Origin of the sequence: Pseudomonas palleroniana, assembly GCF_003031675.1 — a bacterium.
Lineage (GTDB): Bacteria > Pseudomonadota > Gammaproteobacteria > Pseudomonadales > Pseudomonadaceae > Aquipseudomonas > Aquipseudomonas palleroniana.
On sequence record NZ_PYWX01000049.1, the window covers coordinates 13,539 to 24,851 of the forward strand.

Sequence of the window (11,313 nt, forward strand, 5' to 3'; positions counted from 1 at the left end):
ATTATCTGCCGTATCTATTCAGTACGGATTGATCCATGTCCTCTCGCGAAATCCGCATCGCCACCCGTAAAAGCGCCTTGGCCTTGTGGCAGGCCGAATACGTCAAAGCACGTCTTGAACAGGCCCATCCGGGTCTCAAGGTGACCCTGGTGCCCATGGTCAGTCGCGGCGACAAACTGCTGGATTCGCCCCTGTCGAAGATCGGCGGCAAGGGTTTGTTCGTCAAGGAACTGGAAACCGCACTGCTGGAAAACGAAGCCGATATCGCCGTGCACTCGATGAAAGACGTGCCCATGGACTTCCCCGAAGGCCTGGGCCTGTATTGCATCTGCGAACGCGAAGACCCGCGTGATGCGTTTGTTTCCAATACCTACAAGTCTCTGGACGAACTGCCGTTGGGCAGTATCGTCGGCACCTCCAGTCTGCGTCGCCAGGCGCAGTTGCTCACCCGTCGCCCGGACCTGCAGATCCGCTTCCTGCGTGGCAATGTCAATACCCGCCTGGCCAAGCTGGACGCCGGAGAGTACGACGCGATCATTCTCGCGTCCGCTGGTTTGATCCGCCTGGGCTTCGAAGACCGCATCACTTCGCCGATCAGCGTCGAAGACAGCTTGCCCGCAGGCGGGCAGGGCGCCGTGGGCATCGAATGCCGTACCGCCGACAGTGAAATTCACGCCCTGCTCAAGCCCCTTGATCATCCGGATACTGAAGTCCGTGTCACCGCCGAGCGCGCCCTGAACAAGCACCTTAACGGGGGGTGCCAGGTGCCGATTGCCTGTTATGCCGTGCTTGAAGGTGAAAACCTTTGGCTGCGTGGCTTGGTAGGCGACCCGGACGGCGGCACGTTGCTCACCGCTCAAGTGCGTGGGCCACAGCGTGACGCCACAGCCTTGGGCATCCAGGTGGCTGAGGAACTGTTGGCCAAGGGTGCTGGCGCCATTCTGCAAAAGGTCTACGGTGAGGCGGGTCCGCAGTGACCCAGTGGCGTGTGCTGCTGACGCGGCCAGCCGAAGAGTCGATGGCGCTGGCGGCGTCATTGTCCGAGGCCGGCATTTTCAGCAGCAGCCTGCCCTTGCTGGATATCGAAGCTTTGCCGGTCACGGCTGAGCAACAAGCTGTGTTTAGTGGCCTGGGCCGCTATTGTGCGGTGATTGTGGTGAGCAAGCCTGCCGCACGCCTGGCCTTGCAGCAGTTGGATCGAGTCTGGCCGCAACTGTCCTGGTTCAGTGTCGGCGCGGCCACCGCACAGGTACTGGCCGATCACGGCCTCAACGTTCAATATCCGCAAACCGGCGACGACAGCGAGGCCTTGCTTGCATTGCCGACCCTGCGTGAGGCTATCGCAGGCCCAGGCGCCCGTGTATTGATCCTGCGGGGTGAGGGCGGCCGAGAGCTGCTGGCTGAGCGTTTGCGCGAACAAGGTGCTAGTGTCGACTATCTGGAGTTGTATCGCCGTTTCTTGCCGGCTTATGACACTGGGGTGCTGATGCAACGCATCCAGTTGGAACGCTTGAACGGCGTGGTGGTCAGCAGTGGGCAGGGTTTGCTGCACCTGCAAGCCCTGGCCGGGCCGGACTGGCCACAGGTGGCACGGCTGCCATTGTTCGTGCCCAGCCCGCGAGTCTTTGAGATGGCGCGGGCTGCGGGCGCAGAAAAAGTTGTGGATTGTCGCGGTGCGAGTGCCGCGGCTTTGTTAGTGGCGTTACGGAGCTATCCCGTTCCCACTCTCTGATACGCAAAGGACGGATACGTGAGCGAAACAGCCTTGCCTAAAGATGAAGCTCAGCCCGCGCTCGATGCGCCGGTTGCACCGGTCACCGAACCACGCCGTGGCAATGGCCTGGCGATCCTCGCCCTGCTGCTGGGCGCCGCAGGTGTTGCCGCCGGCGGCTGGGGAATCTGGCAGGTGCGCAGCCTGCAGGCCAGTAACCAGCAGCAGTTGAGCCAAGTGCAAAGCCTCGACGACCAATCCCAATCCTTCAAGCAGAGCCAGCAACAGCTGACGGCGCGGCTGGCGCAGTTGCCCAGTGCTGACGAGCTGGAGGAGCGCCGCCGCCTGGTGGCCCAGTTGCAGGGCGACCAGCAACGTTTGAGCCAGCGCCTGGAAACGGTGCTGGGCGCCAGCCGCAAGGATTGGCGTCTGGCCGAGGCCGAGCACCTGATTCGTCTGGCCAGTTTGCGTTTGTCCGCCCTGCAGGACATCAACAGCGCTCAGTCGCTGGTCCAGGGCGCCGACGAAATTATTCGCGAACAGAGCGATCCCGGCTCCTTCGCCGCCCGCGAGCAGTTGGCCAAGAGCCTTGCCGCGCTGCGTAGCACCGAGCAGCCGGACCGCACCGGGCTGTACTTGCAATTGGCCGCGCTGCGTGACCAGATTGTGCAACTGGCGGCTGTCGCACCTGAATACCAGCTCACCGAGCCTGCCTCCCAAGGGCGTCCGACCACCGATACAGACAACCGCTTGAGCGAATGGTGGGAGCAGATTTCCCGCTACTTCCGCATCGACTTCAACCCCGACGATAATATTCGCCCACTGCTGGCCGGCCAGGGCTTGAACCAGGTACGCCTGGCCCTGAGCCTGGCTCTGGAGCAAGCCCAATGGGCGGCGCTCAACGGTGAGGCGGCGGTGTACAGCCGCTCTCTGGCTGAGGCGCGCAGCGTGCTGCAGGACAACTTCAACCAGGACAACCCGCAGAGCAAAGCGATGCTGGCGCGTATCGCTGAACTGGAGCCCAAGGCAGTTTCGGTGGTGACGCCGGACCTGGCGGCAAGTCTCGCGGCAGTGCAGGCGTATCTTGAGCGTCGTCACCTGTCTGCCGATGAAGCCAAAGCATCGGCGGGCACGCCGGCGACCCAGGAGTAGAGCCGATGAAACGTTTCTATGTGGTCCTGGTGCTGGCGATTGCAATCGCTCTGGCATTGGCAGTGGGCATTTCGAAACACACCGGCTACGTGCTGATTACCTATCCCCATGTGCTGCATTACGAGTCGAGCTTGTGGGCCACGTTGGTGGCGGTGTGTGCCATTGGCCTGGCGATCTACCTGGCCCGCGTTTTATTGAGCCTGATCACCACCTCCGGGGGGGTGGTCAACCCATGGTCGCGGCGCAATCGCAGTCGTCGGGTACAGATTGCGATCGAGCAGGGCCAGATGGACCTTGCCGAGGGCCGCTGGGCCAGCGCCGAGCGCCATCTGCATCGCGCCGCCGAGGCGGAGCGTCAACCCTTGCTGTATTACCTTGGCGCAGCACGTGCGGCCAATGAGCAGGGGCGTTACGAAGAGTCCGACGGTTTGTTGGAACGCGCTTTGGAGCGCCAGCCCCAGGCGGAACTGGCCATTGCCTTGAGCCATGCGCAATTGCAGATGGACCGTGGCGATACCGACGGCGCCCTGGTCACTCTGCAGGCCATGCACGAGCGCCACCCGCATAACGCTCAGGTATTGCGCCAGTTGCAGCGCCTGCATCAGCAGCGAGGTGATTGGGCGTCGGTCATTCGCTTGTTACCGGAGCTGCGCAAGGACAAGGTGCTTCCTGCCAGCGAGCTGGCTGAATTGGAGCGTCGCGCCTGGGGTGAAAACCTGGGCGTGGCGGCCCAGCGTGAAGAGCATGGCGAAGCCGGCTTGCAGTCGCTTGAACGGGCCTGGGAGCAACTGACTTCCGCCCAGCGCCAGGAGCCGCAACTGGTGTTGGCCTACGCCGACCAACTGCGTCGACTGGGCGCTGATGCCAAGGCCGAAGAAGTGCTGCGCGGTGCGATCAAGCGCGGCTACGACAGTCATCTCATGCGGCTTTATGGGTTGTTGCGCGGCAGCGACCCGGCCCGTCAGCTCAAGTTTGCCGAAAGCTGGCTCAAGGATCATTCGGGTGACGCCAGCCTGCTTCTGACGTTGGGTCGCCTATGCCTGCAAAATAGTTTGTGGGGCAAAGCGCGGGATTACCTGGAGAGCAGCCTGCAGGTACAGCGCAACCCAGAGGCTTGCGCCGAGCTGGCCCGCCTGCTGGCCCAATTGGGTGATACCGAGCGCAGCAACCAACTGTTCCAGGAGGGCCTGGGGTTGCTCGACAACCGTCTGTTGGCCGCTCCATTACCCGTGCCCGCGCGGGTTTGAGGTCGAAAAGGGGGAAGGGTTGGTGCGGAGCTATCTGACAGCCAGCCCTGAACTTTGCACAAACCCTTGTTGTAAATGTCCTGCTCTTCAATTCCTACGTGCAATTGCGGAGTTTCCTCCCGGCTCTGGCGGGATGTCTCTACGGTTTCGCGGAATTGTCTGCTCTAGCGCGTATTGAAAGGGGTCGGGCCTTTCCTCTACCGTAGCGACCTATCTTTCGTGGTACGGATAAACAATGTCTTTGGCCCCCTTACGCTCTATGTTTTTCCTGGCGTTCATGGTTGGTGGGCTGACGTTGGGCGCGTCTTTCTACCTGGAATACGGCGCGCTGTTACAGCCTTGCTTCCTGTGCCAGGTACAGCGGCTGTTTCTCGCTGCCTATTCGCTGATCAACCTGATCGCGGCCCTTCATAACCCAGCGCGGCCGGGCCTCTACCTGTACGGGCTGGCGAGCATGGCGTGCGCATGCTTCGGCGCCATCACCGCAGTGCGTCAGGTATTACTGCAGAACGCGGCATCGGACCAGATTCAAGATTGTTGGCCGAGCCTCCAGTACATGATTGAAAACCTTTCCTTTTGGCAGGCGGTACGGTCGGTCTTCAACGGCACCGTCGACTGCGTCGAGATCAACTGGACGCTGTTCGACCTGAGCCTGCCCGAATGGAGTCTGTTGTTCTTTTTAGCGATGCTTATTTTGGGAATCATGCAGTTTTCGCGGCTGTTGTTCAGCCAACGTTTGCGCATTGCACTGCCATGAATATGAGGTTCAAGTTGTAGGATAGGATTAAACACTTGTATGAACTTTCTCTCCTGCGTACCTTGAAGCCATAGTCATGCGGGCATAATCTGGCCCGCACGCGTTATCAAATCTGTTTATCGGACGCGGCCTTGTCCGGCTGCTGCTTTATCCTTGAGTGTTGCGCGGGCACAAGGCAGCAGCGCCCCTATAGGGAAGAGAGATCATCATGCTGGAAAGTTGTCAGAATGCTCAGGAACGCTGGGGTGGGGTGCACAAGCTGATCGATAGCTGGCTGAAGGCACGTCACGAACTGGTTCGGGCCTTTGATGCTCTCGGTGCCAAGCCCGAAGCTCTGGCTGAGAACCGCGAACCGTTGCAGGACTTCTGTGGTGTGTTGGTGGACTATGTGTCTGCCGGCCATTTTGGTGTCTACGAGCAACTGACCGAGGAGGCGCAAGCCTTTGACGATCAGCGTGGGCTGGAACTGGCCGAGACGATCTACCCGCGGATCGATGCCATCACTGAGAAACTGCTGGCGTTCACTGACCTGTGCGATGCAGGACAATGTGTTGCGGAAAAATTCAAAGAACTGGGCGCGCTGTTGCATGAGCGTTTCGAGCTGGAAGACTGCTTGATCGAAGTGCTGCACAACGCTCACAAGGAAGAACCTGTTACTCAGGCTTGACCCTTGATCGCCGTACAAAAAACGGTGCGCATGGCGCACCGTTTTTTATTGGGTCAGTGGCGCGTACCCAGCAGTTCGATCTCGAATACCAACGGTGTATACGGCGGTATCAACTCGCCCGCGCCGTCTGCGCCATAGGCCTGTGCAGATGGAATGACCAGACGCCATTTCGCGCCTACCGGCATCTGTTGTAACGCTGAACGCCAGCCGCTGATCACGCTGTCCAGGCGGAACCACTGCGGTTGCGTGCTCTGATCGAAAACCGTCCCGTCGGGCAACCGCCCTACATATTTCACCTGCACCTCATCAGTCGCTGACGGCTTGTTGCCCGTGCCTGGCATCAACTCGGTGAGCAGGATGCCATCCGCCAATTCGCGCACGCCCTTGACTGATTTTTCCTGGGCCAGGAATTGCTGTTCGGCGGCGAGGGCTTTTTCGCTCTGCGGAGCTTGGGCGTTGGATTCGCTCTGTGCCTCATGCTGGGCGAGGATCTGTTCGATACGCGTGTTATCCAGCGCCAGCGGCTTGCCTTGATAAGCCTGCTTGAGGCCGTCGACGAGCGCCTGGATCTGCAGGTCCGGGACTTCCTGGCGCAGTCGTTCGCCGAGGCTCGCACCCAGGCTGTATGCGAGGTCGTGCGGGTCGGGCGCGGTGGTTTTGGAGGCGGATTGCTCGTTCGCGTTGGCCACGCAAATCCCCAAGCCAAGCACTAGAAAAAGGTAACGCGACATGGGCATTCTCCCGGCGAAAGTGCGACGGATTATGCCAGTGTGAGTCGGTAAAAAGTGCCGTGGTTTTTCGTTATATCGATAAGAATTTTCTCACGTTGCAACGCGAGGCAAATGATACTGTCAACATGCCCTAGCGGCGGTAAGAGCAGAGGGCTAGTATGAGCCGCACCCACGTCAGCCAGGAGGTAAACCATGTCGGCCAAACAGAAGCCTGTAAATACCCCGTTGCACTTGCTCCAACAACTTTCGGGCAGCCTGCTCGAACATCTTGAAAGCGCGTGTTCCCAAGCCTTGGCCGATGCAGAAAAGCTGCTCGCCAAACTGGAAAAACAACGCGGTAAAGCGCAAGAAAAACTGCACAAATCCCGCACCAAACTGCAAGACGCCGCTACTGCCGGCAAGGCCAAGGCTCAAGCCAAAGCTAAAGAGGCTGTCAAAGAACTTGAGGACTTGCTCGACGCCCTCAAGGATCGCCAAGCTGAAACCCGTACCTACATTTCCCAACTCAAAAAAGATGCTCAGGAAAGCCTGAAGTTGGCACAGGGCGTGGGGCGTGTGAAGGAAGCCGTCGCTAAAGTACTGGGCTCTCGTACCCCTGCAAAAGCGGTAGCCAAGCCAGTTGCTAAAACCGCTGCTGCGAAACCAGCCGCCAAGCCAGCTGCCAAAACTGCTGCTGCAAAACCAGCCGCCAAGCCAGCTGCCAAAACTGCTGCTGCAAAACCAGCCGCCAAGCCAGTTGCCAAAACTGCTGCTGCAAAACCAGCCGCCAAGCCAGTTGCCAAAACTGCTGCTGCAAAACCAGCCGCCAAGCCTGCTGCTAAAACCGCTGCTGCGAAATCAGCCGCCAAGCCAGCTGCTAAAACCGCTGCTGCGAAACCAGCCGCCAAGCCAGCTGCCAAAACCGCTGCTGCAAAACCAGCCGCCAAGCCAGCTGCCAAAACCGCTGCTGCAAAACCAGCCGCCAAGCCAGCTGCTAAAACCGTTGCAGCGAAACCAGCCGCCAAGCCAGCTGCCAAAACCGCTGCTACGAAACCAGCCGCCAAGCCAGCTGCTAAAACCGTTGCAGCGAAACCAGCTGCCAAGCCAGCTGCTAAAACCACCGCTGCAAAACCAGCCGCTAAGCCAGCTGCCAAAACCGCTGCTGCAAAACCAGCCGCCAAGCCAACTGCCAAACCTGCTGTTGCAAAACCAGCGGCCAAGCCAGCTGCCAAGCCAGCTGCCAAACCTGCTGCCGCTAAACCAGCCCCGGCCAAGCCAGCAGCACCTGCCGCTGCTCCGGTAGCGTCTACCGCACCATCTGCTCCGGCCAGCAGCACCCCTGCACCGGCAGCACCCAGCACCACTCCAACCAGCGCTTCCTAAGTGTTGGTGATCACGGCGCGCAGGCGCTGCGCGTCGTGGTCAAGGTTGGCGGCAGCCTCAGCCGCCAGTCTTTCCAGCCACGGCTGGTGATTTGCCTGCGCCTCTGTCGGCCACTCTTGTGACACAGCTTCCAGTCGCGCCAGCAACTCGTGTTCCGCCTCCAGCTCCAGGGCTTTGACCCGCTCGCGTAACGACGCCAACGACTCATCCTGCTGCGATAACGCACGCCATTGCACACGCACCTGCCGCAACGGCTCAACTACCTGCGTCTGCCAAGGTTCGGCGATGTGTTTCAGGGCCTGAATTCGTTCGGTGCGCACTGCCACGCCGCGCTGTTCCAGCCATGCTCCGCAGAGCAACAGGCACACATTCGCTCCCCGTTCCTGCAGGCGCAGGCAAGCGGCCTCGACGCCCGGGCGGGCGTAAGTCGAGAGGGCAAAGCTCCACAGGTCAGCACACATATTCACACCCAAGCCAGCGGCCAACGAAGCTGGTAGACTCCGCCGCCATTATGATCCGACTTCAAAGCCTAACATTACAGCGTGGCCCGCAACGTCTTCTCGAAGACGCCGAGCTGACCCTGCACGCCGGTCACAAAGCCGGCCTGATCGGCGCCAACGGCGCCGGAAAATCCACGTTGTTCGCCTTGTTGCTGGGTGAGCTGACCCCGGATTCCGGGGACTGCCTGCTGCCGGCAGACTGGCGTATCGCCCATATGCGCCAGGAGATCGACACGCTGGACCGCATCGCGATCGACTACGTGCTCGATGGCGACCTGCGTCTGCGCCAGGTGCAAAACGACCTGGCCGAGGCCGAGAAAGCCCAGGACGGCGCCGCCCAGGCCCGCCTGCACTCGGAACTCGACAGCGCCGACGGCTACACCGCCGACGCCCGCGCCCGCAAGATGCTCGCCGGCCTCGGTTTTACCAACGAACAGATGGACCGTCCGGTCGCCGACTTCTCCGGTGGCTGGCGCATGCGCCTGAACCTGGCCCAGGCGCTGATGTGCCCCTCGGATCTGTTGCTGCTCGATGAGCCGACCAACCACTTGGACCTCGATGCGATTCTGTGGCTGGAAGACTTCCTCAAGAGCTATCAGGGCACCTTGTTGCTGATTTCCCACGATCGGGATTTCCTCGACGCCGTGGTCGATAACATCGCCCATGTCGAGCAGAAGAAAATCACCCTCTATCGTGGCGGCTACACCGCGTTCGAGCGTGCGCGTGCCGAGCGTCTGGCCCAGCAGCAACAGGCCTACGAGAAGCAGCAGGCGCAGCGTGCGCACATGGAAAGCTATATCGCAAGGTTCAAGGCCCAGGCCACCAAGGCTCGTCAGGCCCAGAGCCGAATCAAAGCCCTGGAGCGCATGGAAGAGCTGTCGGCGGCCCACGTCGATTCGCCGTTCGATTTTGTGTTCCGCGAGTCGGCCAAGATCTCGAGCCCGCTGCTGGACCTCTCGGATGCCCGCCTGGGTTATGGCGACAAAACCATCCTGGAGAAGGTCAAGCTGCAGCTCACGCCCGGTGCGCGCATTGGTTTGCTCGGCCCCAACGGTGCGGGCAAGTCGACGCTGATCAAGAACCTGTCCGGGGAGCTGTCGCCTTTGGCGGGTCGTTTGACCCGTGGCGAGAACACCGTGGTGGGTTACTTCGCCCAGCATCAACTGGATTCGCTCGACGCCAAGGCCAGCCCTTTGCTGCACCTGCAACGCCTGGCGCCAACCGAGCGCGAGCAGACCTTGCGCGACTTCCTGGGTGGTTTCGACTTCCGCGGTGCGCGCATCGACGAGCCGGTGCTGAACTTCTCCGGCGGCGAAAAAGCCCGCCTGGCCCTGGCGTTGATTGCCTGGGATCGGCCCAACCTGTTGCTGCTCGACGAACCCACCAACCACCTGGACCTCGAAATGCGCCAGGCACTGACCATGGCCCTGCAGGAGTTCAGTGGCGCGGTATTGGTGGTGTCTCACGACCGCCACTTGCTCAAGAGCACGACCGACAACTTCCTGCTGGTGGCTGACGGCAAGGTTGAAGAGTTCGACGGCGACCTGGATGACTACGCACGCTGGCTGACGGACTACCGCCTGCGCAACGCACCGGTCAGCAACACGCCGGTCAACCCGGACAAGACTGATAAGAAGGCCCAGCGCCAGGCTGCCGCCGCGCTGCGCCAACAGTTGGCGCCGCACAAGCGTGAAGCCGACAAGCTGGAAGCTGAACTGGGCAAGGTGCACGAGCGTCTGGCCAAGATCGAGGCCAGCCTGGGCGACAGCGCCGTGTACGAAGCCGCACGCAAGCACGAACTGCGCGACCTGCTGGCCGAACAGGCCAAGCTCAAGGTGCGTGAAGGGCAGTTGGAGGAAGCCTGGATGGAGGCTCTCGAACTGCTGGAAACCTTGCAAGCGGAGTTGGAGGCGCTGTCCTGATGGAGGCGCTGCAATTGCCGTTGCCGGCGCAGTGGGTCGAGCCGGTGTGGATTGGCGTGCAAATCCTGCTGATCCTGTTGGCCGGCTACCTTGCGCAACGCTTTGTAGCCAAAGGGCTCACCCGCCTGGGTGAGCGCTACCCATTCCCTCCGCAACTGCTGATGCCCCTGCGCGGTGGTTTGCGCTGGCTGATCATGGGCAGTGCGCTGATCTTCGTGTTGGAGCGCCTGGGTGTCTCCGCCACGGTGCTGTGGACGGCGCTGTCGGGTTTTGTCGCGGTCGCTGCCGTGGCGTTTTTTGCCATGTGGTCGGTGCTGTCCAACCTGTTGTGCGCGATTTTGATTTTTACCGTCGGGCCCTTCCGTCTGGGTGACATCGTCGAACTGATAGACACCCTCGACAAGCCAGGCGTGAAGGGGCGTGTCGTGGCGATCAACCTGCTCTACACCACGCTGGTCGAGTTGGAGGAAGCCGGTACTCACTGCGCAACGGTGCAGGTGCCCAACAGCTTGTTCTTCCAGCGCTCGGTGCGACGCTGGAACACACCTGCATAAAAATTGATAGCCAGGCTTCGGTGGTCGGAGTTAGCTTAGCGCTTACGACGAATTTGCAACGAGGTGGATAATGGCTCTCGATACATGGCTGGCCTTTTTCCTGGCCAGTTGGATCATCTCCCTTTCGCCTGGCGCAGGTGCCATCGCCTCGATGTCCAGTGGCCTGCAATATGGCTTTTTGCGCGGCTACTGGAACGCCCTGGGCCTGCAGATTGGCCTGGCAATGCAGATCGCCGTGGTCGCGGGTGGCCTCGGCGCGATTCTGGCGGCGTCTTCCACGGCGTTCTACGCCATCAAATGGTTTGGTGTGGCGTACCTGGTGTACCTGGCGATCAAGCAATGGCGCGCCTTGCCCATGGACATGACCGATGATGCGGCGGGGCGCCCGATCGGCAAGCCGGTGGCGATGATGTTCCGTGGGTTCCTGGTTAACGCCAGCAACCCCAAGGCGCTGGTGTTCATGCTGGCGGTGCTGCCACAGTTCGTGAACCCGCAGGCGCCGTTGCTGATCCAGTACCTGATCCTGGGCGCGACGATGATCAGTGTCGACATGATCGTGATGGCGGGCTACACGGGGTTGGCCTCGAAAGTCCTGCGCCTGTTGCGTACGCCGAAGCAGCAAAAACGCATGAATCGTACGTTTGCCGGGTTGTTCGTGGGGGCGGCGGGTTTCCTGGCCAGCCTGCATCGCGCAACCGCGTAACTGACGA

Annotated in this window: 12 protein-coding genes; 10 read left to right on the forward strand and 2 right to left on the reverse strand. The window is 60.9% G+C overall.

Annotation, left to right across the window (positions count from 1 at the left end):
• Window positions 1-35 precede the first annotated feature (35 nt).
• From hemC to C9383_RS16465, 6 genes are all read left to right on the forward strand, one after another.
• On the forward strand, window positions 36-977 hold the full coding sequence (hemC, locus tag C9383_RS16440) for a hydroxymethylbilane synthase (RefSeq protein ID WP_060753608.1): 942 nt from the start codon (window positions 36-38) through the stop codon (window positions 975-977).
• Window positions 974-1,732, forward strand: coding sequence for a uroporphyrinogen-III synthase (locus tag C9383_RS16445; RefSeq protein ID WP_090368014.1), 759 nt, complete (start codon window positions 974-976; stop codon window positions 1,730-1,732). The genes hemC and C9383_RS16445 overlap by 4 nt, the downstream gene beginning before the upstream one ends.
• 18 nt (window positions 1,733-1,750) lie before the next feature.
• Window positions 1,751-2,863 carry a uroporphyrinogen-III C-methyltransferase gene (locus C9383_RS16450; RefSeq protein ID WP_090368016.1) on the forward strand — a complete coding sequence of 371 codons (1,113 nt, stop codon included), beginning with the start codon at window positions 1,751-1,753 and terminating at the stop codon, window positions 2,861-2,863.
• A gap of 5 nt (window positions 2,864-2,868) precedes the next feature.
• Window positions 2,869-4,110, forward strand: a complete 1,242-nt coding sequence (locus C9383_RS16455) for a heme biosynthesis protein HemY (RefSeq protein WP_090368018.1) — start codon at window positions 2,869-2,871, stop codon at window positions 4,108-4,110.
• A 235-nt stretch (window positions 4,111-4,345) separates the two neighbouring features.
• The gene (locus C9383_RS16460) at window positions 4,346-4,867 is read left to right on the forward strand and encodes a disulfide bond formation protein B (RefSeq protein WP_090368020.1); all 522 of its coding nucleotides are present in this window, start codon (window positions 4,346-4,348) and stop codon (window positions 4,865-4,867) included.
• Window positions 4,868-5,075: 208 nt separating this feature from the next.
• The gene (locus tag C9383_RS16465; RefSeq protein WP_060753603.1) at window positions 5,076-5,534 is read left to right on the forward strand and encodes an Rsd/AlgQ family anti-sigma factor; all 459 of its coding nucleotides are present in this window, start codon (window positions 5,076-5,078) and stop codon (window positions 5,532-5,534) included.
• Window positions 5,535-5,587: 53 nt separating this feature from the next.
• On the opposite strand, the gene C9383_RS16470 is transcribed toward C9383_RS16465, so the two are convergent.
• Complete coding sequence (locus C9383_RS16470) at window positions 5,588-6,265, reverse strand: FKBP-type peptidyl-prolyl cis-trans isomerase (protein WP_090368022.1); 678 nt, start codon at window positions 6,263-6,265, stop codon at window positions 5,588-5,590.
• 192 nt (window positions 6,266-6,457) lie between these two features.
• On the opposite strand from C9383_RS16470, the gene C9383_RS16475 reads away from it, so the two are divergent.
• Window positions 6,458-7,627 (forward strand): AlgP family protein, encoded by a 1,170-nt coding sequence (locus tag C9383_RS16475; protein ID WP_090368024.1) that lies wholly within the window; start codon window positions 6,458-6,460, stop codon window positions 7,625-7,627.
• Here the strand turns inward: C9383_RS16475 and C9383_RS16480 are convergent.
• Window positions 7,624-8,088, reverse strand: coding sequence for a TIGR02444 family protein (locus C9383_RS16480; protein ID WP_090368026.1), 465 nt, complete (start codon window positions 8,086-8,088; stop codon window positions 7,624-7,626). The genes C9383_RS16475 and C9383_RS16480 overlap by 4 nt on opposite strands.
• Window positions 8,089-8,138: 50 nt before the next feature.
• Between C9383_RS16480 and C9383_RS16485 the strand changes: the two genes are divergently transcribed.
• The 3 genes from C9383_RS16485 (at window position 8,139) to C9383_RS16495 (ending at window position 11,306) form a co-directional block, all read left to right on the forward strand.
• Window positions 8,139-10,049 carry an ATP-binding cassette domain-containing protein gene (locus tag C9383_RS16485; RefSeq protein ID WP_090368028.1) on the forward strand — a complete coding sequence of 637 codons (1,911 nt, stop codon included), beginning with the start codon at window positions 8,139-8,141 and terminating at the stop codon, window positions 10,047-10,049.
• A complete protein-coding gene (locus C9383_RS16490) occupies window positions 10,049-10,603 on the forward strand; it encodes a mechanosensitive ion channel family protein (RefSeq protein WP_090368030.1) in 555 nt (184 codons plus the stop codon). Before C9383_RS16485 ends, C9383_RS16490 begins: the two co-directional genes overlap by 1 nt.
• Before the next feature lie 70 nt (window positions 10,604-10,673).
• Entirely contained in the window at window positions 10,674-11,306 is a 633-nt protein-coding gene (locus C9383_RS16495; protein WP_060753597.1) for a LysE family transporter, read from the forward strand.
• The last annotated feature ends 7 nt before the right edge of the window (window positions 11,307-11,313 follow it).